Here is a 22,362-nt window from a genome sequence, read left to right on the forward strand (position 1 = left end):
AAGGAGCAAGAGGAGCCGTCTGTTGGCCTGTGACCTGTGGTTGGTCCCGCTCGTCGACGTGCTGTGCCACACCCCCGACAACCCCTTCGCCGAGGAACTGGCGCTCTACGACAAGGTGCTCGCCGAGGCCGGTCTCCCTCCGGTGCCGGTGTACGCGTACATGCCGGGACTGTCGGGGGACGTGGCCCCGGTCGCCGGCTTCGACTACGACGCGCTGCACTTCCTGCGCCGCGCCTACCTCCTCCAGATGTGCGGGCTCGCGGTGGCGCCGGTCGACGAACTCGGCGGCGACTACGAGCAGTTGCTGGAGATGTTCGAGGCGAACGCCCAGCAGTCCCATCTGGTCTGGCACTACGACCACGCGGGCGCCTACGTTCCGGTCGACTTCCCGCACCCGCTGGCCAACGACGAACTCCTCGCGGGCGGCGGTCCGCTCGGCTCGTCGCAGGTTCTCCTGCGCGAACTCGAGTTCGTGGCGCCCGCGATCGGCATCGACCCGGCGAACCCGCCCGCGCCGCCGCAGCCGCCGAGCGTCCCGACGGAGCTGGAGGAGCCCGCCGCTCCGGCCCCCTACGACTCCAGCCCCTTCGCCCGCGAGCGTCACGTCTGGCTGGGGCTGCACGCCGCGGCGACCCGGAGCCTCGCCCAGGGCTCCATGATCGTCTTCAGCTGATCCGGCCGTCCCGGTGCGGGGCCCGGCCGAGTGCGGCCCCCGCACCGACGGACGCCGGACCGCCGGTACGCGGGTGCGCGCCCGGTCGTCAGCGCAGCTGGGACAAGCCCTTTTGGAGATCCTCGCCGTTCATGATCGGGAAGACCTCGACCTCCGCGTTGAGCTGGGTGAAGAACGGTTCACCGATGGGCGGGAGGTCCGAACTGTCCTGCATGTCGAACACGAGGAACACGGTACGGCGCCCGCCCGCCGGGCCGAAGTACGCCGCCTCCGGCTTGATGTGGTCCAGAGTCTCCTTCAGCAGCTCCGGCATCTTGCCGCTGCGGATCATCTCGTTGGCCTTCTCCGTGTCCAGGGTCGCCTTGAGCATCACGCGCATCGCGCTCACCCTTCCTGCCGCTCGGCGCACACACAGGCCCCCAAGAGTGTGCTTTCAGGCTATTCCTCCCGCACTTCGCCTGCCCACTCCGGCGTCCGGGGCGGGCGGGCGACGCCGGGCACGGGGGGGGCGGGACGGGCCCTTCGGACATGAGTGCGCCCCCTGGCCGTCGGCCAGGGGGCGCACTCATGGAAGAAACCGCTCCGGCTTCGCGGCGGTGGTCCGCCGCGTACCACCGGTGGTCCGCCGCGTACTAGATGAACGAGTTGATCTCGATCGTCTCGTCACGGCCCGGGCCGACGCCGATCGCGGAGATCGGGGCGCCCGACATCTCCTCCAGCGCCTTGACGTAGGCCTGCGCGTTCTTCGGGAGGTCCGCGAAGGTCTTCGCCTTGGTGATGTCCTCCGACCAGCCGGGGAGGTTCTCGTAGACCGGCTTCGCGTGGTGGAAGTCGGTCTGGGAGTACGGGAGCTCCTCGACGCGCTTGCCGTCGATCTCGTACGCCACGCAGACCGGGATCTCCTCCCAGCCGGTCAGGACGTCCAGCTTGGTGAGGAAGAAGTCGGTCAGACCGTTCACGCGGGTCGCGTAGCGGGCGATGACCGCGTCGAACCAGCCGCAGCGCCGGTCACGGCCGGTCGTCACACCGCGCTCGCCGCCGATGCGCCGCAGCGCCTCGCCGTCCGCGTCGAAGAGCTCGGTCGGGAACGGACCCGAGCCGACACGGGTCGTGTACGCCTTGAGGATGCCGATGACCCGGCTGATCTTGGTCGGGCCGACGCCGGCGCCCGTGCAGGCGCCGCCCGCGGTCGGGTTCGACGAGGTCACGAACGGATACGTGCCGTGGTCGATGTCCAGCAGCGTGCCCTGGCCGCCCTCGAAGAGCACGACCTTGTCCTGCTCCAGCGCCTGGTTGAGGACCAGGACGGTGTCCGCGACGTACGGCTCGAGCCGGTCCGCGTAGCCCAGCAGCTCCTCGACGACCTGGCCCGCCTCGATGGCGCGGCGGTTGTAGAGCTTGGTGAGCAGCTGGTTCTTGACCTCCAGGGCCGCCTCGACCTTCTGGGTGAGGATCGACTCGTCGTAGAGGTCCTGGATGCGGATGCCCACGCGGTTGATCTTGTCCGCGTATGTCGGACCGATCCCGCGCCCGGTGGTGCCGATCTTCCGCTTTCCGAGGAAGCGTTCCGTCACCTTGTCGACAGTGACGTTGTAAGGCGTGATGATGTGAGCGTTTCCGCTGATCAGCAGCTTGGAGGTGTCGACGCCGCGCTCGTTGAGTCCGTTCAGCTCGGAGAACAGGACGGACGGGTCGATGACGACTCCGTTGCCGATCACCGGAGTGCACTCCGGCGTGAGGATTCCGGAAGGGAGGAGGTGGAGGGCGTATTTCTGGTCGCCAACGACTACCGTGTGGCCGGCGTTGTTGCCGCCCTGGTAGCGCACCACATAATCCACGGACCCACCGAGCAGATCGGTGGCCTTTCCCTTGCCTTCGTCACCCCACTGAGCACCGAGCAGCACAAGTGCGGGCACAGGCGTACACCCCTTCCGGGCGGGGCATGTCCAAGGTCGGGGGCGTACGCTGCCGTGGTTACGGCTGCGTCCACCGGCGACCACCATCGGCCGCGACCGTCGGACCGGATGCCCCGGAATAGACGAAGCCCCTGGCGCAAAGGCGCAAGGGGCTCTTGCAGAAAGATGCTACCCGAGGAAGCGAGGCAGGACCGAGGTGGCGGCTTCCGACCAGCTCCTGGTGGTCATCGACCCGGTCGCCCGACGGACGGACGGCGAGTCCGTCCGGATCGCGAAAGACGTGCTCAGCGCGGGTGCGGCGACGAAGGTGTGCCTCCCCGAGGGACCCGAGGAATTCGCCCGGGCGCTGATCCGCCGGGGTGCGCGACGCCCCGTCGTCATAGGCGACGACGGCGCCCTGCTGCGGGCGGTGTCCCTGTTGCACCGGCGGCGGGAGCTGGCCGCGTGCGCGCTGTCCTTCGTGCCCGTGGGCGGCGCGCTGTCGCTGCCCCGTTCGCTCGGGGTGCCGACGGGCACGGTCGCGGCGGCCAGGGCGGTCCTCGACGGGACGGAACGACGGCTCGACCTGCTCGTGGACGACAGCGACGGCGTGGTCCTCGGCGCGCTGCGCATCCCCTCGCCGCCCGCCCGGCCGGCCGCTCCGGTGCCCGCGGGGGCGCCGGGGGAGGAAACGGGCGGGCATCCGTGGCTGCGGACCTGCCAGTCCCTCGTACGGACCTTCGCCTCCCGGCCGTCCCGGCTCGCCTCCGCGCCCGTGGCGGGGCCCTCCCGGCTGCGGATCGAGGTCGACGGGGTGTGCGTGGTGGACCTGGACCAGCCCGTGGAGGCCGTGTCCGTGACGCCGACGGGCTCGGGAGCCGGCGCCGAGATCGAGGTCCACGCGGTGTCCGCGGGGGCCGGGTCCTCGCCGCTGCGGCTGCTGGGCCACAAGGTCACCGTCTCCGGCGCCGACTTCCGCTACGGCGCGGACTCCGTGGTGGGCGGCCCGGTCCGGACCCGCACCTGGACGGTCCACGAGTCGGCCTGGGGGCTGACACTGCCGACGACACCCTGAGGGGCGGCGGGGCTTCTCGGGGCGGGGCCGGGGCCTCGGTGACGGGACGCGGCAAGGGCCCTGGCGGGGCGGCGGTGGACCCGGCGGGGCGGCAGGCGAGACTGACGGCGGAACCCGGCGGAGCGGGACCGGTGGGCCCGATGACAGGACGCGGCAAGGGCCCCGGCGGGGCGGAACCCGGTGGTCCCGGCGGCGGGACGCGGTGAGACCGGCAGCGGGACACGGTGGCCCTAGCGGCGGGACGCGATGAGACCGGTGGCGGGACGCGGCAGGGGCGAGGGGCCGCCCCGGCGTCACCCCGCGTCGCCGTACAGCCTTTCCCGGTGTGCGCGCCAGCGTTCCATCATCGCGGCGACCTCTCCGTCGATGAACTCGAAGAACGCGAGGGTCTCGGAGAGCCGCCGCCCGGCGGGGGTGGCGGAGCCGAGGGAGTCGACGCCGGTGCGCAGGGACGCCTCCCAGCGCTTGAGCACCGCGTCACGGTTGGTCAGCGCCTCGTACCACTGGTTGCTGTGCACGCGGTAGCGCTCGCGCCGCGAGCCGGGCTCGCGCTCGCGCGAGACCATGTGCTGCTGCGCGAGGTAGCGCACCGCGCCGGAGACGGCGGCGGGGCTGACCCGGAGCTGCTCACCGAGCTCGGCGGAGGTCATGGCGCCGGAGTCGGAGGCCAGCAGGGCGGCGAAGACGCGGGCGGGCATCCGCTGCATCCCGGCCTCGACGAGCTGGGCCGCGAAGCCCTCCACGAACTGCGAGACCGCCTCCGGGTCCCGCTCCCCCGCACTCGGTTCCGCCATCTCCCGATCATCTCCCCTGCCCACGCGTCCCCGCCGAGTGTATCCAGTGTTTATACGTTTCCTTAACTTCACAATTTTCTGAAAGAAGCGTACGTTCGGGCCATGACGAAGGCAATCAGCGTCGCCGGACTGCACAAGTCGTTCGGCACGACGCACGCGCTGGACGGTCTGGACCTGGAGGTCGGGGCCGGTGAGGTGCACGGCTTCCTCGGCCCCAACGGCTCCGGGAAGTCCACCACCATCCGGGTCCTGCTGGGCCTGCTGCGCGCCGACTCGGGCACGGCCCGGATGCTGGACATGGACCCCTGGGCGGACGCGGTCGAACTGCACCGCAGGGTCGCCTACGTCCCCGGCGACGTCACCCTGTGGCGCAACCTCTCCGGCGGCGAGGTCATCGACCTCTACGGACGGCTGCACGACGGGGGCCGCGCCCGGCGCGGCGGACGGGGCGGCGGACGGACCGGCGGCCTCGACCCGGCGCGGCGCGCCGAACTGATCGAACGCTTCGAACTCGACCCCACCAAGAAGGGGCGCACCTACTCGAAGGGCAACCGCCAGAAGGTCGCCCTCGTCGCCGCGTTCGCCTCGGACGTCGACGTGCTCATCCTGGACGAGCCGACGTCGGGCCTCGACCCGCTGATGGAAGAGGTCTTCCAGAAGTGCGTACGGGAGGAACGCGACCGGGGCCGCACGATCCTGCTGTCCTCGCACATCCTGAGCGAGGTCGAGGAACTCTGCGACCGCGTCAGCATCATCCGCAAGGGCCGGACCGTCGAGAGCGGCACCCTCGCCGACCTGCGCCACCTCACCCGCACCAGCGTCACCGCCGAACTCACCGGCCCGCCGGACGGACTGGCGGAGCTGCCCGGGGTCCACGAGCTCGACGTCCAGAACACCGGGGTCCGGCACGACGGGACCGGGTGCCGGGTCCGGTTCCAGGCCGACACCGACAAGCTGAACGCCGTCCTGCGCTCGCTGACCGACTCCGGCGTACGGTCCCTGACCTCGACCCCGCCGACCCTGGAGGAGCTGTTCCTGCGGCATTACCAGGACGACGCCCGGGGCGGCGTCCAGGCGGATGCCCCGGCGGACGTCCCGGCAGATGTCCCGGCGGACGTCCCGGCGGACGGATCCGGAGAGACGGTGGCCCGGTGACCGCCACGACCACCCCGGCCCCCGGCGCCTTCGCCGCACGCGTCGGCGGCTCCCGCCCCCTGGCCGGCACCGGAACCCTGCTGCGCTTCGCGCTGCGCCGCGACCGCGTGACGATGCCGCTGTGGATCGGTGTGACGGCCCTGATGGTGCTGTCCCTGCCGGCCTCGCTGGAGAGCGTCTACAGCACCCCGGCCGAACGCGCCGCCCTGGCACAGCAGATGCTCGCCAACAACTCCCTGCGCGCCACCTACGGGCCGGTGTTCGACGACTCGCTCGGCGGACTCACCGCCTGGCGCATCGGCGTCTACGCCGGAGTCCTCGCCGCCGTCATGAGCCTGATCGTCGTCGTACGGCACACCCGGGACGAGGAGGAGAGCGGGCGCCAGGAACTCGTCTCCGCCGCGATGGCCGGGCGGCGGGCCCCGCTGACCGCCGCCCTGCTCGCGGCGCTCGTCGCCAACGGCGTCCTCGCCCTCCTCGTCACGGCCGGCCTCGCCGGACAGGGCGGTGCCGGGGCCCTGGCGCTGGGGCTCTCGATCGGCGCGACCGGGATGGTCTTCGCGACCATGGCCGCGATCGTCGCCCAGCTCACGGAGAGCGGACGGCTCGCCAAAGGGCTGACGGGCGGGCTGATCGGCGCCGCCTTCGTCCTCAGGGCGGCGGGCGACTCCGCAACCGACGACGGCTCCTCGGTGCTGACCTGGATCTCACCGCTCGGCTGGCTGGAGAACGTCCGCGCCTTCGCGGACGAGCGCTGGTGGGTCCTGCTCCTGTTCGCCGCGGCCGTCGCCGGCCAGGGCGCCGCCGCCTACGCGCTCGCCGGGCGGCGCGACGTGGGCATGAGTTTCCTGCCCACCCGGCCGGGACCCGCGACCGGCCGTCTCGGCACGGCCGGGGCGCTGGCCTGGCGGCTGCAGCGCGGAGCGGTCCTCGGCTGGAGCCTCGGCTTCCTCGCCGCGGGCGCCGCGTTCGGCGGCATCACCAAGGGGGCCGCGGACCTGGTCGGCGGAAACGCCAAGACCCGCGAGATCATCGAGCGGATGGGCGGACAGGCCGGGATCACCGACGCGTTCCTCGCCGCCATGGTGAACATGCTGGGCATGGTCGCCGCCCTCTACATCGTGGCCTCCGTGCTGCGACTGCACGGCGAGGAGACCTCCCAGCGCGCCGAACCCCTGCTCGCCGCCGCCGTCGGCCGGCTGCGCTGGGCCGGCGGACACCTCGTCATCGCCTTCGGCGGCACGGTCGTCGTCATGCTGCTCGGCGGACTCGGCCTCGCCCTCGGCTACGGCGCCGAGTACGGCGCCATCCTCGGCGCCTGTCTGGTCCAGGTCCCGGCGATCTGGACCCTGGGCGGCCTCACCGTCCTGCTGTACGGCCTCTCGCCCCGCGTCGCCCCCGGCGCCTGGGCCGGGGCGGGCCTGGCCCTCCTCCTCGGCTGGATCGGCCCCGCGCTGAAGATCCCGCAGGCCGTCATGGACCTCTCCCCCTTCGGCCACCTCCCGAAGCTGCCGGGCGGCACCATGGCCTGGACACCGGTCCTCGTCCTCACCGCGATCGCGGCGGCCCTGACGGCGACGGGCCTGGCGTGCCTGCGCCGGCGCGACCTGACGACGTGAGGAGCCCGGCGGCGCGACCTGCCGAGACGTGCGGTCGCGCCGCCGGGACGGGCTGCGGCTGCGGCTGCGGCTGCCATTGCGACCGCGGCCGCGGCCGTCAGACCTCCACCGACAGGCCCTCCAGCCCCCGGATCACGAAGCCCGGCTTGCGGACCGGCTCCTCCACCAGCCTGAGACCGGGGGCCTTGGTCAGGAGCGCGCTCATGGACGAGGCCAGTTCCAGCCGGGCCAGCGGGGCGCCGATGCAGTAGTGGATGCCCGCGCTGAAGGAGATGTGCGGGTTCTCCGCCCGGGACAGGTCCAGCCTCTCCGGGTCCTCGAACACCGCGGCGTCACGGTTCGCCGAGCCGAAGAGCATCGCGATCTCCGCACCCCGCGGGACCGTCGTACCGTCGATCTCGATGTCGTCCAGCACCCAGCGCTCGAAGAGCTGGAGCGGGGTGTCGTAGCGCATCAGCTCCTCCACCGCCGTGGGGATCAGCGCGTGGTCGGCCCGCAGCCTCGCGAGCTGCTCCGGATGCCGGAACAGGGTCCACCAGCCGGTCACCGTGGCGTTGACCGTCGCCTCGTGCCCCGCGTTCAGCAGCAGCACGCACGTGGAGATCATCTCCTGCTCGGTGAGCCGGTCGCCCTCGTCGTGCGCCGCGATGAGCCCCGAGATCAGATCGTCCCCCGGCTCCTTGCGGCGGGCCTCGATCAGCCCCCGCAGGTACTCGGTGAACTCGACCGAGGCCCGTACCGCCTTTCGCGCCGCGTCCTCGGACGGATTCAGCTCGTACATCCCGCAGATGTCCGCCGACCAGGGCCGCAGCGGCGCCCGCTCGGACTCCGGGACGCCCAGCATCTCCGCGATGACCGACACCGGCAGCGGCTCCGCCACGTCGGCGAGCAGATCCCCGCCGCCGGCCTCCACCAGCCGGCCGACCAGCTCGCCCGCCAGCGTCTCCACGTACGGCTTCAGCCGCTCGACCGTGCGGGGCGTGAACGCCTTCGACACCAGCCGCCGGATCCGCGTGTGGTCCGGGGGCTCCATGTCGAGCATCCCGTGGTCGTTGAGCACGTGGAACGGCTCGTGCTCCGGCGGCGGCGCGGTCCGCCCGAAGTCCTCGTGCGTGAACCGGTGCTGATAGGTCCGGCCCAGCCGGCGGTCGCGCAGCAGTGCCGACACGTCCGCGTGGTGCGGCACCAGCCACTGGTTCGTCGGCTCGTAGTAGTGCACCCGGCCCCGCGCGCGCAGTTCCTCGTACGCCGGGTACGGGTCCGCCACGAAGGCCGGGTCCCAGGGGTCGAAGGCCCGCGAACTCTCCAAAGCTGCCATGAACGGACGCTAGCCCGGCCCACCCCCCGCTGACCAGGTCCGACCCGAACCGCGGGCGCCGGGCGCCGTCATCTGGGGGTGACCAGCCGGGCCTCGTACGCGAACACCGCCGCCTGTGTCCGGTCCCGCAGCCCCAGCTTCACCAGGACGCGGCTCACATGGGTCTTGATCGTCGACTCCGCGACGACGAGCCGCTCGGCGATCTCCGCGTTGGACAGCCCCTGCGCGATCAGCACCAGGACCTCCGTCTCCCGGTCGGTCAGGTCCCCGTACGCCCCGTGCGCGGTCGCCAGCAGCCGGGGTTCCTCCGCGAGCTTGGAGAACTCCGTGATCAGCCGTCTGGTGACCGAGGGGGCGAGCAGAGCCTCCCCGGCCGACACCACCCTCACCCCGTCGGCGAGCTGGCGGGCCGAGGCGTCCTTGAGCAGGAAGCCGGACGCTCCCGCGCGCAGCGCCTGGTACACGTACTCGTCGAGGTCGAACGTCGTCAGCACCAGCACCTTCGCGGCACCGTCCGCGGCGACGATCTCCCGGGTCGCGTCGATGCCGTTCATCTCCGGCATGCGGATGTCCATCAGCACGACGTCCGGCCGCAGCTCACGGACCCGCTCGACCGCCTCCCGGCCGTTGACCGCCTCGCCGACCACCTCGATGTCCGGCATCGCGCCGAGCAGCACGGAGAAGCCCTCGCGGACCATCATCTGGTCGTCGGCGATCAGCACGCGGATCGCGCGACCCGTACCGTCCGTCATCCGGTCTCCTCCCCCGAGGGCACCGGCAGGAACACCGCCACCTCGTACCCTCCGTCGTCCGTGGCGCCCGTCGTCATCTCGCCGTCCAGCATCGTGACCCGCTCGCGCATGCCCGTGATGCCGTGCCCCGCGCCGTGCGTGGACTTCTCCAGGGTCGTCACCGGCGCGGGGCCGTTGACTATGCGCAGGCCGAGCCCGCCGAGGACGTAGCCGATCTCGACGCGGGCGGAGGCGCCCGGCGCGTGCCGCAGGGTGTTGCTCAGCGCCTCCTGGACGATCCGGTACGCCGACAGCTCCACGCCCTGCGGGAGTTCGCGCACCGCGCCGGTGACGGCCTTCTCCACGGTCAGGCCCGCGTCCCGCACATTGGCGAGGAGCCCGTCCAGATCGGCGAGGGTGGGCTGCGGCGCGTCCGGCGCCTCGTAGTCCTCGGCCCTGACCACGCCCAGCACACGGCGCAGCTCGGTCAGCGCCGCCACCGCGTTCTCCCGGATCGTGACGAACGCCTGCTCCAGCTCCGGGGGCGGGTTCTCCACCCGGTAGGGCGCCGCCTCCGCCTGGATGGCGACCACGGACATGTGGTGCGCGACCACGTCGTGCAGTTCGCGGGCGATCGTCGTGCGCTCTTCGAGCAGCGTGCGCCGGGAGCGCTCGTGCGCCGTCTCCGACTGGTGGGCCGTCACCTCCTGCTCGGCCTCCCTGCGGATGTTCAGGACCGTGACGACCAGGAGGGAGAGCGCGGAGACGAACAGGAGCGGGAACGTGTTGGCGCCGTAGTAGCCCCCGCCGAAGAACGTCTCGGCCAGCAGGCTGTACGCGGCGGTCAGCAGCCACATCCACGCCGCGACGCGGGGGCGCGACCGCAGGGCGACGACCGTCAGCACGGTGACGTGCGCCAGGAAGCTGCCGGGCGCCCACGGCCATTCGCCCTCGGTGTTGCTGAACACGGCGACGACCGGGGCCGCCGCGATCGAGAGCCAGAAGGCGCCGACCGGGCGGACGAGGGTCGCGAGGACCGGGAGCAGGGCGAGGAACCCGCACAGCAGCTGTGTGACCGGGCTCTCGCCGGGGCCGCCGACGCTGCTGTAGCCGGCCGCCATCGCCAGCAGGCCGGCCGCGGCCACCGTCGCGTGCGGGGTCCAGGCGGCGTACCCGCGCAGGGCTCCGGGGAGACGGCGGGTCACGGGGCCGTCCGTGCGCATGCGGCGCAGCGGGCGGTAGGCGAAGGCGTCGTGGAACATGTCCTGCCGCAGGCCGCGCACGGCGTCCGCCGCGAGGCGGTACTCCGGGCTGCGGGGCCTGCCCCCGGCACCGCCGGGGGGCGGGGACGTCATCTGCGTCTGGGTCGTCTCGGTCACGTTCAGAACGGTAGGGCCGGACGGGGGGCGGGGGCGTCACCTGCGAGGAGGGTCCTTGGGGATCCGTCTCAGGTACTACGGGTAGGACCCGTGTCGCCCCTCCGCGGGGTCGGCGGGGTGCGGGTCAATAACCCGTCGGGCGGACCAGACCCGATTCGTAGGCGAAGACCGCCGCCTGGGTGCGGTCGCGCAGGCCCAGTTTGACGAGGATGCGGCCGACGTGGGTCTTCACGGTCTGCTCCGCCACCACCAGGCGCTGGGCGATCTCGGCGTTGGACAGGCCCTGGGCGATGTGGGCCAGGACCTCGGTCTCGCGTTCGGTGAGGTCGCCGACGCGCTGCTTGAGGGGGGTGCGCGGGGTGGAGTGGAGGCGGGAGAACTCGGCGATGAGGCGGCGGGTGATGCCGGGGGCGAGGAGCGCGTCGCCGGCCGCCACCACCCGGACCGCCTCCGCGAGCTGATCGGCCGAGGCGTCCTTGAGGAGGAACCCGGAGGCCCCGGCGCGGAGGGCTTCGTAGACGTACTCGTCGAGGTCGAAGGTGGTCAGCACCAGGACCTTGATGTGCGGGGTGTCCGTGGTGATGCGGCGGGTCGCCTCGATGCCGCCGAGTTCGGGCATGCGGATGTCCATCAGGACGACGTCCGGGGCGAGTTCGGCGACCTTGAGGACCGCGTCGAGTCCGTCGACCGCCTGACCGACCACCTCGATGCCCGGATGGGCGTTGAGCAGCACGGTGAATCCCTGGCGGACCATCTGCTGGTCGTCGGCGATCAGTACGCGGATGGTGCCGCTCACGGTCGTCATGGCGTCTCTTCTCCTCGCGGGCCTGTGAAGGTGTCGTCGGTCCGGGCGGTGCCGTCGGTGGAGAGGGTGCCGTTGCCCGGGAGGAAGGCCGCCACCGCGAAGCCTCCGCACGACGTCTCCGAGGTCACGAGGGTGCCACCCAGCATCGCGACGCGCTCCCGCATGCCGAGCAGGCCGTGTCCGGCGCCCGGGGACGGCGGAGCGGGCCGCTCGGGCCGCGAGTTGACGACCCTCACCTGCAGGCCCCGGGGGAAGTGCCAGAGCTCCACCTCGACCGCGGAACCCGGCGCGTGGCGAAGGGCGTTGCTCAGCGCCTCCTGGATGATCCGGTACGCCGACAGCTCCACGCCCGGAGCCAGGGGAAGCCGCTCCCCCTTGATCTCCGTGGTCACGTCCAGTCCCGCGGCGCGGGTGTTCTCGACCAGGGCGTCGAGACGGCTCAGGGTCGGCTGCGGGGAGTCCGGAGCCACGCCCGCCCCGGCACCGAGGCCGTAGGGGTTCTCCGGATTCTCCGAACGCAGCACCCCGAGCACCCGGCGCAGTTCGGTGAGCGCCTCCAGGGCGTTCTGCCGGATGCCTTCCAGGTTCTCCTTCAGTTCCTCGGTCGGGTTCTCGACGAGGTGCGGGGCGACCTGCGCCTGAATGGAGATCACCGACATGTGGTGGGCGACCACGTCATGGAGCTCGCGCGCGATACGGCTGCGCTCCTCCAGGACCGTGCGGCGGGCGCGCTCCTCCTCGGTCAGCGAGGCCTGCTCGACCAGTTGGGTACGGGCCTCACGGCGGCCGCGCAGCGCCGTGCCGAGGAGGACGACGACGGCGAAGACGACCAGCGCCAGCGCTCCCGTCGGGTGGTAGGCCGGTCCGCCGAACGGTCCGACGGGCGGTCCGAAGGACGGCGCTGTCGGGGAGGGCGCGGGTCTGACGGCCAGATCCTGCAGGACGTAGGTGGCCAGGGCGGTCAGCGACAGCGCGCCGACGGCGACGCGCGTGGGCGACCGCAGGGCGAGCAGGAAGAGCACGACGGCCTGTGCCGTCATCGTGGACGAGCTCCACGGCCAGTCCGCTCCCAGTGCCGGGCCGGGGATGCCCGCGACCACGGTGGCACCCAGCGACAGCCACCAGGCCGGTACGGGACGCCACAGCGCGAACGCGACGGCCACGCCCACCGCGAAGCCGCTGAGCGTGCCCAGCGGGAAACCCAGTTCGCCGCTCAGCTCGTCCATGGCCGCCAGACCGAGCCCGAGAGCGATCAGGCACACCAGGACGTGCGGCAGCCGGTTCAGCCGACGGGGCCGGGACAGCGGCGGCAGCGGCGCCGCCGCCGGCACCGCGAGCTCGGCCAGGATCCCGCGCAGGAACGAGAGGAGCCGGAAAGGGACCCGGACGAGTGACCGTACGCGCCCACCTCCACGGCGGCCGTCATCGCCGGGCACGGCGACCGGAGCGGGGGACCCGGTTCCGCGTGACGGTGCGCCAGGCCCCTTTGCCGACTCGCCGGTCGGGGGCCCGTGCTCCTCGCTGGTCACGCCGCCAACCCTAGGCACGAGGCGCCTCCCCGGGTGCCGCTCCACCGGGGCCCCGGTGGACGCGCACGACCCGGGACGGACGGCCGGCGAGGCGGCGGGGTCCCCGCTCATGGACGCCGAAAGCGAACCAGCACAGGGCGAGGGCACAGCCGAAGACGGGCAGCCAGGCGGTTCTCGCGGCCACCCAGACCAGGGAGTCGGGGGTGGTGTGCAGGCCGGGAAGCCTGCCCGCGAACAGACCGAGGGCGGTCACCGCCATCAGGGACGTCTGGTGCCAGAGGAATATCGTCATCGCGGAGAGGTTGGCGAAGGCGGTGCCGGCCCAGACCACCGGGCGCCGCATCCCCCGGCGCAGCGGCTCACGCAGCAGCAGGGCGAGTCCGCACTGGGCCAGGCCGAAGGTGACCGCGGCCAGCGTCGGCGGGTCCAGATTGGAGACCGCGGCCCCCGGTACTCCGACCATGGACGCCGGATAGCCGGCCCACATCACCAGGGCGGCCGTCGCCGCCGCGCCGCCGCCCAGCAGCAGCCGGCCCGCGCGCGGCCGCTCCAGTTCACCGCGCGTCCAGGCCGCGCCCAGGGCGTACGGCACCAGCCAGCCGGCCGCGAGGTTCACCCAGCCGAGCCACGCCGGGCCCCCGAGTCCGAAACGGATGACGTCCACATGGAGAACGACGGCCAGCGGCCACAGCGGGTTCAGTCGGGTCAACAGCGGTGTCGCCGCGGTCAGTCCGGCGAAGACCACCAGGAACCAGAGCGGGGACAGGGCCAGTTTCACCAGGGTGTGCACCGTGCGGAAGTCCGCGCCGGACACGAGCAGGCAGACGGTCGCCACCGCCCAGAGCGTCAGCACCGCCGCCACCGGCCTCAGAAGGCGTCCCATGCGGGTGCGCAGCCACTGCCCGTACGTCGTGCCGCGCGCCCGCGCCGACGCGTAGCCCTTCGTCGCCACGTGCCCGCCCACCAGGAAGAAGACGGCGAGCGTCTGGAAGACCCAGGAGACCGGGGTCAGCCAGGGCATGTACCGCAGCGGGCTCGCCGTGCGCAGCACGCCGCCGTCCGCGACGAGCGCCGTCACCAGCCAGTGGCCCAGCACCACGCCCAGGATCGCGAGGGCGCGCAGGGCGTCCACGGCACGGTCCCGCCCCGCGGGGGTGGACCGGTCGACGCGGTGGATCGCGGACCGTAAACCGGTCGGGACGGGCGTGCCGGTCAGGGCTGTCGTGCCGGTCGGGTCAGGCACGGGTCACCTCCGAGGTGTCGCCGAGGACGATGCGGGTGAGGTTGGCCAGGGACACGGAGCCCGGCGCGAAGTAGTCGCTGTGGCCGGCGGAGCCCGCCGTGAAGACCCGGGCGCCGAAGGACGGGGACACCGGGTCGGTGCCGAAGCCGACGGTCGTGCCGAAGAGGCCGACGCTCGCGTGCGGGACGTGCGCGACCCAGTCGGCGGAGCCCCGGGCGGCCCAGACGCGGGCGGAGGTGCCCAGCGCGGCGGCCGAGGACGCTCCGGTGCCCGGACTGCCGAGGACGACGATGTCGCTCACGTCCAGTCCCGGGGCGGCACGGCCGCAGACCACCGTGCCGTACGAGTGGCAGAGCAGGGAGAGGTGCGCCGACCGGCCGACGACGCCGCGCAGCCGGCCGAGGAACTCCCTCAGCCGGGGAGCCGCTTCCTCGGCGCGGTCCGGCGTCAGGACCGTGGTGCTCACGGTGCCCGGCGTCTCGAACCCGAGCCAGGCGACGACGGCACCGCGCGGGCCGAGCCGGTCGCTCAGGGCGAGGGCGCCGGCGCGGAAGCGGCCGTACGTCTCCAGCGTGGTGTCCGAACCCGGGACCAGGACGGTCACGCGGTCGGCGTGGGCGAGATCGCCGAAGACCTCGACGGCCCGGCCGGTGCCCCGGCCGTCGAAGAGGAGGAGGCGGCGGGAGGGCGCGGCCATGGCGCGGTCGGCGGCGGCCCGGGTGCGGTCACCGTGGTCCGCGGCCATCCGGGCCGCCTTCGCGGCGTCCGCGCGGTTCGCCTCGTACGTCCGCTCCAGGTTCGACGCCGTCAGCGGTGGGAGGACCGCGGGTGCGGGTGCGGGGATCTCGGGGCGCGCGGCGGCGGACACGGGGACGACGACCGCGGCCGCGACCGCCGCGGCGAGCAGCGTCCGGCGCAGCCGACGGACGAGTCCCGTCCGACGCGGCCGACGGGCGGTCCGGTCTCCGGCCCGGGGGCGCGGGGCCGCGGGGGTGTCCGCTCTCCCCTCGGCAGCCGGCTTCGTCCGGTGGTCCATGGTGTCCGTCCCTCCCCGTCCGCCCGGTCATCGGGCGTCACTGGAAGGGAAATTACGGATCATCACCTGTCGTCCGCGTCCCGCTGCGGGCCTCATTCGACAGGTAGCTCTCAGGTACTACGGGTATGACCGGGGCACGAGAGGGCGAGTCAACTCCCTTTTAAACCAAGGCACTTGAAGTACCTACCAGGCCAGTTGCGCGATCTCCTCCACCACCACGGCACAGGCGTCGGCGGACGGGTCGATCAGGGGGAAGTGGCCGACGCCCTCCAGCAGCGTCAGCCCCACCACCTCACCGGCCTTGGCCGCCGCGTCCGCGTACGACTCGGCGACCGCCTGCGGGACGACGACGTCGGTACGGCCCTGGACGAGCGTGGTGGCGATGCCGGTGGGGAGCAGTCGCACCGGGTCGGCGCAGGGCAGACGTTCCACGAACGTGGCCTCGCCGCCCAGGAGTTGGCGGGAGGCGCCGCCGCACACGCCGAGTTCCTCCGCGACCTCGAAGTCGGCGATCGGGGCGAGGGCGACGACACCGCGCAGGGGTGCGGGGCCGTCGGTGCGCCAGGGCGCGTCGGCGGGCAGGAGGTGACGGGCCGCGGCCCACAGCGCCAGGTGTCCGCCCGCCGAGTGGCCGGTGATCACCACGCGTCCGGGGTCGGCCCCCGGGAGCGCCCGGCGCACGAGGGCGGGCAGCGCGTCGAGCGCGGCCGCCACGTCGTCGAAGGTGTCGGGCCAGCGGCCGGCGACCGGAGCCCCGGCGGCGGTGTCGCCGGCCCCGGTTCCGTCGGCCCCGGTTCCGTCGGCCTCGATGCCGCCCCGGCCCCCGTCCCCTCCGCGGCGGTACTCGACGTTCGCCACGGCGAATCCGCGGCGGGCCAGGAGGCCGGCGAACGGGGTGATGTGACGGCGGTCGTACGGGGCGCGCCAGGCGCCGCCGTGCAGCACGACCACGAGCGGGGTCGGGACCTCCGGGTCGGGGTCGCGCGGGGCGTAGAAGTCGATCACCTGGTCGGGGTGGCCGCCGTACGCCGTGGTGACGTCCGGGGCCACGGGCGGGTGCGAGAAGGCTGACGCCTCTTCGGCGGCGTCGCGTGCGGCGGCGGCGTCGCCGTCCCGGGGTGCGGCGGCGTCCTGCATGCTCCAACCTCTCAGCGGTGAAACGGATTTGGCGGGTGGGGGAACGATTCGGCCGTTTGCGGGGACGCTATCAGGCCAGTGACGTGGGTCGACAGCAGGCTGTCGCGCTCGCTCGGAGGGGGCGGTTCCCCCTCCGCCGTTTCCGTGGACCGGGGCGATGCGGGCACCCGGTGTACCGGGTGGGGCGGAGGAGTTTCGCCCCCTCCGCCCCTGCCCTTCCCGTCCTCGGGGCTCCGCCCCGGACCCCGCTCCTCAAACGCCGGAGGGGCTGAAATTTCCCTGCGTCTCAAAGCCTGAGCAGCTGAAATTTCCCCACCGGTCGAAACCGGAGCAGCTGGGACTTCCCCACCAGTCGAAGCCAGAGGAGTTGAAGCTTCCCCGCCACTCGGAGTCGGAGGGGTTGTCGGTGGTTCTCAGGACAGGGTTTCCGCCAGGAGTCGTGCCGCTCGTTCCGCGTCGGCGAAGCCCACGTACAGGGGGGTGAAGCCGAAGCGGAGGACGTCCGGGTGGCGGAAGTCGCCGACCACGCCGTTGTCGATCAGGCGCTTCATCACGGCGCCCGCGTCCGCGCAGCGCAGGGCCACCTGGCTGCCCCGCTCCGCGTGGGCGGCGGGGGTCACCGACTCGACCCGGCCCTCGGGGACGTACGCCGCGACGCACTCCAGGAAGAAGTCGGTCAGGGCCAGCGACTTGGCGCGGACGCCGTCGACCGAGACGCCGTCCCACACCTCCAGCGCCGCTTCCAGGGCCAGCATCGAGAGGATGTCCGGCGTGCCGACCCGCCCGCGCAGCGCGCCCGGCGCGGGCTCGTACGACGAGCTCATGGCGAAGGGCTCGGCGTGCGAGTTCCAGCCGGGCAGCGGGGAGTCGAAGCGGTCCTGGAGACCGGCGCGGACGTAGAGGTACGCGGGCGAACCGGGGCCGCCGTTCAGGTACTTGTAGGTGCAGCCGACCGCCAGGTCCACCCCGTGCTCGTCGAGACCGACCGGCAGGGCGCCCGCGGTGTGGCACAGGTCCCAGACGACGAGCGCGCCCGCCGCGTGGACCGCGGCGGTCAGGGACGGCAGGTCGTAGAGCCGGCCGGTGCGGTAGTCGACGTGGTTGAGCAGCACCGCCGCCGTACGGGGGCCGAGCGCCGAGGACAGCTCGTCCGGATCGACCGGGCGCAGCTCACAGCCCGTCATCCGGGCCGCCGACGCGGCGATGTACCCGTCCGTCGGGAACGTGGTCGCGTCGACGAGGATCTCGTCGCGTCCCTCGCCCGCCAGCCGTACCGCGCCCACCAGGGCCTTGAAGACGTTCACGCTGGTCGAGTCGCCGACCACGATCTGTCCGGGCGCCGCGCCGACCAGCGGGGCGATGCGGTCGCCGATCCGCTCGGGCGCGGTCCACCAGCCGCTCTCCTCCCAGGAGCGGATGCGCATCTCGCCCCACTGCCTGCGGACGACGTCCTCGACCCGGCCGGGGACCTCGACCGGCAGCGCGCCGAGCGAGTTCCCGTCCAGGTACACCACGTCGTCGAGCACGAACCGCTTGCGCAGTCCGGCGAGTTCGTCGGCGGCGTCCAGTTCCGCCGCCCGCGCGGACAGGTCTCGCTCAGACATAGGACCTCGCTGTCCACAGCTCGGGGAACACGTTCTTCTGCGCGCGCTTCTCCAGCCAGGCCACCCCGGCGCTGCCGCCGGTGCCGGTCTTCGATCCCATGGCCCGGCGGGTGGCGACGAGGTGGTCGTTGCGCCAGCGCCACACCAGCTCGGCGACGTCGGTCAGCGCCTCGCCGAGACGCGCGAGCTCGTCGGTGTCGTCGCCGGAGTACAGGGCCGTCCACGCGGCCTGCACCTCGGGCGAGGGTTCGTAGCGCTGCGACACGTCACGCTCCAGCACGGAGGCCGGTATCGCGTGCCCGCGCCGCGCGAGCAGCCGCAGCACCTCGTCGTAGAGGCTCGGCTCGTGCAGCGCCTTCTCCAGCTCGGCGTGCACGCGCGGCGCGCCCCGGTGCGGGACGAGCATCGACGCGGACTTCTCGCCGAGCAGGAACTCCATGCGCCGGTACATCGCCGACTGGAAGCCGGAGCCCTCGCCGAGGGCCGAGCGGTAGGAGTTGAACTGCGCGGGCGTGAGCTGTCCGAGCGGGCGCCAGGACGCGTTGAGCGCCTCCAGCTCGCGTACGGACCGCTTCAGCGCGGCCACCGCGACGGGGACGTCGTCCGCGCGCAGCGCCTTGGCCGCGGTCTCCCACTCGTGGACGATGACCGTGAACCACAGCTCCATGACCTGGGTCGTCACCAGGAAGACCATCTCTCCGGGGTCGTCGGAGAGGGTGTGCTGGAGGTGGGTGAGCACGTCCGCCTGTACGTAGTCCTCGTACGGCGTCGTGCCCTGGAAGTCGAGATGCGGGGTCTCGGGCTCCTGAGCCTGCGTGGGCTGAGCCTGGTGGGACATCGCTGTCTCCTGAATCGTGCTCCGGGTAGCGGTCCGCCCCTGCCGTTACCGACACGGGGGCCCCGGTCCCCACCGGGCATCCTCCTCAATCGTCCCCCGGAACCGCAAGGCCCGCCTGGTCACACCAGGCGGGCCCGCACCGGAGCCCCGTTCGGAGGGGTCCCGGAAGCGCCGGTCCGTCCTAGCCCAGCGTCTGGGCCGCGGTCGGCGAGGAGTCCTTCAGGAACTGGCTGCAGCGCTCGTACTCCTCCTGCTCGCCGATCGACTGCGCGGCGCGGGCGAGGGCGTGCAGGGCGCGCAGGAAGCCGCGGTTCGGCTCGTGCTCCCACGGCACCGGGCCGTGGCCCTTCCAGCCGTTGCGGCGCAGGGCGTCCAGGCCGCGGTGGTAGCCGGTACGGGCGTAGGCGTACGACTCGACGACGCTGCCCCGCTCGAACGCGTCGTCGGCGAGCCGCGCCCAGGCGAGCGAGGAGGTGGGGTACTTCCCGGCGACGTCGGCGGGGGCGGTGCCGCCCGCGAGCAGCTCGCGCGGCTCCGGGTCGTCGGGGAGACGGGTCGGGGGCGGTCCCCCGAGGAGGTTCTCGTGAATCGTCATGGGTTCCAGTCTGCTGCATCGTCCGTGATCGGTAACGGTTGCCCGGGACACCGGGGGAACGATCCGTTCCGCGGCCGGACCACGACCGGCATCCGCCGAACGGGGGAATCGCCAGACGGGGGAATCGTCAGACGGACCCGGCCCCCGGAGGCCCGGGGGAGCCGCGGTCCCCGAGGACGCCCCGGGAGCGCTCCGGCTCCAGCGGGGGTGCCGTCAGGGAACCGTGCCTGCGGCACTCGGGGCGCAGGCAGCCGGGCGGCGGGCGGCGCACGGTCGCGAAGGCCAGCACCGCGCCGGCCACCAGCACGCCCGCGCACAACGGCATCGCCCGGCGGAAGGCCGCGTCGAAGGCGTCCGCCGAGCGGTACGCCTCCGGCCCCATCCCGGTGAGCAGCGGCAGCGCGGCCACGGCGAGGAGCCCGGCCGCGCGGGCCGCCGCGTTGTTGATCCCGCTGGCCAGGCCCGCCCGCCCGACGTCCACCGAGGCCAGGACGGTCGCGGTCAGCGGGGCGACCAGCGTGACCATGCCCAGCCCCATCACCAGCAGCGCGGGCAGCACGTCGGCCGCGTACGACGCGTCCTCGCCGACGCGCAGCATCAGCAGCATGCCCGCCGCGCACAGCAGCGGCCCGGCCGTCAGCGGGATGCGCGGGCCGATCCGCCGGGAGAGTTCGCCGGAGCGGGCGGAGAAGAGCAGCATCAGGGCCGTGGTCGGCAGGAGCGCCGTGCCGGCCTGGAGCGCCGAGTAGCCCGCCACGACCTGGAGCTGGAGCGCGGCCAGGAAGAAGAAGCCGCCGAAGGCCGCGTAGACGCACAGGGTCACCAGGTTGACGGCCGTGAACTGGCGCGAGGCGAAGATGTCGGGCGGCATCATCGGATCGGGCCGCCGCCGCTCGACGTACACGAAGGCCACCCCCGCCGCCACGCCCGCGACCGCCGCCACCGGCACCAGCGGGGAACCGCTCGGGGCCTCGATCAGGGCGTACGTCACCAGGGCGAGCGAGAGCGCGCCGAGAACGGCGCCGAGGACGTCGAAACCGCGGCGGGACCGCCCCGTCCCGTTCCCCGCCCCGCCCGGCCCGGGCGCTTCCCCGGCGGACTCCGCCGGGCGGACGGTGTCCCCGGTGGACTCGGGCACGTGCCGCAGGGCGACCGGGGCGCACACCAGCGCGACGGGGATGTTCAGCAGGAACACCCAGCGCCAGCCCGGCCCGTCCACCAGCCAGCCGCCCAGGAACGGCCCGACGGCGGCCCCGACGCCCCCGAAGCCCGACCACAGGCCGATGGCGCGGGAGCGGTCGTCCGGATGGAAGGAGGCCTGGATGATCGCCAGCGAGCCGGGGGTGAGCAGCGCCCCGCCGACGCCCTGGAGGACGCGGGCCGCGACGAGCACGCCCACGTCCGGCGCGAGCCCGCACAGCAGCGAGGCGGCGGCGAACCACACCACGCCGAGGACGAAGATCCTCCGGCGCCCGAACCGGTCCCCGAGCGAACCGCCCAGCAGGATCAGCCCGGCCAGCGACAGCATGTAGCCGTTCACGGTCCACTGGAGGGCGGCGAGGCTCGCGTCCAGGTCGCGGCCGATGGCGGGCAGGGCGACGTTGACGACGGTCGAGTCCAGCAGGGCCATGCTGGAGCCGAGGACGGTGGTCAGCAGGATCCACTTCCCCGTCGGGGAGGCGATCCGTACCCCGGCCCGGCCGTCCGATGCGTCCCGTGCGGGCACAGCCATACCCCGGAGCATACGGAAGGGTCCGGCACCGTGGCGGGTGCCGGACCCTTCCGGACGTGGCTCGGGCGGAGGACCGCCGGCCGGTTACTTGAGGCGGGTGCCCGTGGAGCGCAGGGCGGCGCAGGCCTCGGTCACGCGCTGGGCCATGCCGGCCTCGGCGAGCTTGCCCCAGGTGCGCGGGTCGTACTTCGACTTGGTGCCGACCTCGCCGTCGACCTTCAGGACGGCGTCGTAGTTGCGGAACATGTGGTCCACGACCGGACGGGTGAAGGCGTACTGGGTGTCGGTGTCGAGGTTCATCTTCACGACGCCGTTCTCCAGCGCGGTGGCGATCTCCTCGGCGGTGGAGCCGGAGCCGCCGTGGAAGACGAAGTCGAACGGGCTCGTCTTGCCGTACTTGGCGGCGACGCCCTCCTGGAGGTCCTTGAGGAGCTCGGGACGCAGGACGACGTTGCCCGGCTTGTACACGCCGTGCACGTTGCCGAACGACGCGGCGAGCAGGTAGCGGCCCTTGTCGCCCAGTCCCAGGGCCTCGGCGGTGCGCAGCGCGTCCTCGACGGTCGTGTACAGCTCGTCGTTGATCTCGTGGCTGACGCCGTCCTCCTCGCCACCGGTCGGGGTGATCTCGACCTCGAGGATGATCTTCGCGGCGACGGCCTTGGCGAGCAGCTCCTGGCCGATGGCCAGGTTGTCGGCGAGGGTCTCGGCGGAGCCGTCCCACATGTGGGACTGGAACAGCGGGTTCTCGCCCTTGGCGACGCGCTCGGCGGAGATGTCGAGCAGCGGACGTACGTAGCCGTCCAGCTTGTCCTTGGGGCAGTGGTCCGTGTGCAGCGCGACCGTGATGTCGTACTTCGAGGCGACGACGTGCGCGAACTCGGCGAGGGCGACGGCGCCCGTCACCATGTCCTTGTTGTGCTGGCCGCCCAGGAACTCCGCGCCACCGGTGGAGATCTGGATGATGCCGTCGCTCTCCGCCTCCGCGAAGCCGCGCAGCGCAGCGTGCAGGGTCTGGGACGAGGTCACGTTGATGGCCGGGTAGGCGAACTTGCCTGCCTTCGCCCGGTCGAGCATCTCGTTGTAGACCTCGGGGGTTGCGATGGGCATCTGTCCGCTCCTTGTATGTGCGGGTCTGCCGTACTGCTGCTGCGGTACGACGGGACTGGTGCTTCTGGCCCTGACCTAGGGGGGCGACGTCATCGTC

General features: G+C 72.9%; 20 protein-coding genes. 4 read left to right on the forward strand and 16 right to left on the reverse strand.

What is annotated here, in order from left to right; genetic code table 11:
• Positions 1-22: 22 nt before the first annotated feature.
• Positions 23-673: a hypothetical protein gene (locus ACFW6B_RS06210; RefSeq protein ID WP_386592529.1), complete on the forward strand. Its 651-nt coding sequence runs from the start codon at positions 23-25 to the stop codon at positions 671-673.
• Positions 674-761: 88 nt separating this feature from the next.
• Here the strand turns inward: ACFW6B_RS06210 and ACFW6B_RS06215 are convergent, their stop codons facing one another.
• Complete coding sequence (locus ACFW6B_RS06215) at positions 762-1,052, reverse strand: hypothetical protein (RefSeq protein WP_386592720.1); 291 nt, start codon at positions 1,050-1,052, stop codon at positions 762-764.
• Between the two features lie 253 nt (positions 1,053-1,305).
• Entirely contained in the window at positions 1,306-2,589 is a 1,284-nt protein-coding gene (locus tag ACFW6B_RS06220; protein ID WP_386592531.1) for an adenylosuccinate synthase, read from the reverse strand.
• Between the two features lie 196 nt (positions 2,590-2,785).
• Here ACFW6B_RS06220 and ACFW6B_RS06225 point away from each other — a divergent pair, with 196 nt between their 5' ends.
• Entirely contained in the window at positions 2,786-3,643 is an 858-nt protein-coding gene (locus ACFW6B_RS06225) for a diacylglycerol kinase family protein (RefSeq protein ID WP_386592533.1), read from the forward strand.
• Positions 3,644-3,936: 293 nt separating this feature from the next.
• On the opposite strand, the gene ACFW6B_RS06230 is transcribed toward ACFW6B_RS06225, so the two are convergent.
• Positions 3,937-4,437: a GbsR/MarR family transcriptional regulator gene (locus ACFW6B_RS06230; protein ID WP_386592535.1), complete on the reverse strand. Its 501-nt coding sequence runs from the start codon at positions 4,435-4,437 to the stop codon at positions 3,937-3,939.
• 102 nt (positions 4,438-4,539) lie between these two features.
• On the opposite strand from ACFW6B_RS06230, the gene ACFW6B_RS06235 reads away from it, so the two are divergent.
• Both ACFW6B_RS06235 and ACFW6B_RS06240 read left to right on the forward strand, forming a co-directional pair.
• Positions 4,540-5,592 (forward strand): ATP-binding cassette domain-containing protein, encoded by a 1,053-nt coding sequence (locus ACFW6B_RS06235; protein ID WP_386592537.1) that lies wholly within the window; start codon positions 4,540-4,542, stop codon positions 5,590-5,592.
• The gene (locus tag ACFW6B_RS06240; RefSeq protein ID WP_386592540.1) at positions 5,589-7,211 is read left to right on the forward strand and encodes an ABC transporter permease; all 1,623 of its coding nucleotides are present in this window, start codon (positions 5,589-5,591) and stop codon (positions 7,209-7,211) included. The genes ACFW6B_RS06235 and ACFW6B_RS06240 overlap by 4 nt, the downstream gene beginning before the upstream one ends.
• 97 nt (positions 7,212-7,308) lie before the next feature.
• Here the strand turns inward: ACFW6B_RS06240 and ACFW6B_RS06245 are convergent, their stop codons facing one another.
• The 13 genes from ACFW6B_RS06245 to fbaA form a co-directional block, all read right to left on the reverse strand.
• Positions 7,309-8,529 (reverse strand): cytochrome P450, encoded by a 1,221-nt coding sequence (locus ACFW6B_RS06245; RefSeq protein ID WP_386592542.1) that lies wholly within the window; start codon positions 8,527-8,529, stop codon positions 7,309-7,311.
• 68 nt (positions 8,530-8,597) lie between these two features.
• On the reverse strand, positions 8,598-9,281 hold the full coding sequence (locus tag ACFW6B_RS06250; protein ID WP_386592544.1) for a response regulator: 684 nt from the start codon (positions 9,279-9,281) through the stop codon (positions 8,598-8,600).
• Complete coding sequence (locus tag ACFW6B_RS06255) at positions 9,278-10,639, reverse strand: sensor histidine kinase (RefSeq protein ID WP_386592546.1); 1,362 nt, start codon at positions 10,637-10,639, stop codon at positions 9,278-9,280. Before ACFW6B_RS06255 ends, ACFW6B_RS06250 begins: the two co-directional genes overlap by 4 nt.
• A gap of 124 nt (positions 10,640-10,763) precedes the next feature.
• Positions 10,764-11,444, reverse strand: a complete 681-nt coding sequence (locus ACFW6B_RS06260; RefSeq protein WP_386592549.1) for a response regulator — start codon at positions 11,442-11,444, stop codon at positions 10,764-10,766.
• Entirely contained in the window at positions 11,441-12,775 is a 1,335-nt protein-coding gene (locus ACFW6B_RS06265; RefSeq protein ID WP_386592723.1) for a sensor histidine kinase, read from the reverse strand. The genes ACFW6B_RS06260 and ACFW6B_RS06265 overlap by 4 nt, the downstream gene beginning before the upstream one ends.
• 208 nt (positions 12,776-12,983) lie before the next feature.
• The gene (locus ACFW6B_RS06270) at positions 12,984-14,216 is read right to left on the reverse strand and encodes an acyltransferase (protein WP_386592551.1); all 1,233 of its coding nucleotides are present in this window, start codon (positions 14,214-14,216) and stop codon (positions 12,984-12,986) included.
• The gene (locus ACFW6B_RS06275) at positions 14,209-15,252 is read right to left on the reverse strand and encodes an alpha/beta hydrolase (protein ID WP_386592554.1); all 1,044 of its coding nucleotides are present in this window, start codon (positions 15,250-15,252) and stop codon (positions 14,209-14,211) included. Before ACFW6B_RS06275 ends, ACFW6B_RS06270 begins: the two co-directional genes overlap by 8 nt.
• A 183-nt stretch (positions 15,253-15,435) precedes the next feature.
• Positions 15,436-16,389 (reverse strand): alpha/beta hydrolase, encoded by a 954-nt coding sequence (locus ACFW6B_RS06280; RefSeq protein WP_386592557.1) that lies wholly within the window; start codon positions 16,387-16,389, stop codon positions 15,436-15,438.
• Between the two features lie 413 nt (positions 16,390-16,802).
• On the reverse strand, positions 16,803-17,993 hold the full coding sequence (kynU, locus tag ACFW6B_RS06285) for a kynureninase (RefSeq protein ID WP_386592559.1): 1,191 nt from the start codon (positions 17,991-17,993) through the stop codon (positions 16,803-16,805).
• Complete coding sequence (locus ACFW6B_RS06290) at positions 17,986-18,831, reverse strand: tryptophan 2,3-dioxygenase (protein ID WP_386592562.1); 846 nt, start codon at positions 18,829-18,831, stop codon at positions 17,986-17,988. Before ACFW6B_RS06290 ends, kynU begins: the two co-directional genes overlap by 8 nt.
• 181 nt (positions 18,832-19,012) lie before the next feature.
• Entirely contained in the window at positions 19,013-19,426 is a 414-nt protein-coding gene (locus ACFW6B_RS06295) for a DUF3151 domain-containing protein (protein ID WP_386592564.1), read from the reverse strand.
• Positions 19,427-19,553: 127 nt separating this feature from the next.
• Positions 19,554-21,158 (reverse strand): MFS transporter, encoded by a 1,605-nt coding sequence (locus tag ACFW6B_RS06300; RefSeq protein ID WP_386592566.1) that lies wholly within the window; start codon positions 21,156-21,158, stop codon positions 19,554-19,556.
• 84 nt (positions 21,159-21,242) lie between these two features.
• On the reverse strand, positions 21,243-22,265 hold the full coding sequence (fbaA, locus tag ACFW6B_RS06305) for a class II fructose-bisphosphate aldolase (RefSeq protein WP_386592569.1): 1,023 nt from the start codon (positions 22,263-22,265) through the stop codon (positions 21,243-21,245).
• Between the last annotated feature and the right edge of the window lie 97 nt (positions 22,266-22,362).

It is taken from the genome of Streptomyces sp. NPDC058751 (assembly GCF_042746485.1).
GTDB lineage: Bacteria > Actinomycetota > Actinomycetes > Streptomycetales > Streptomycetaceae > Streptomyces.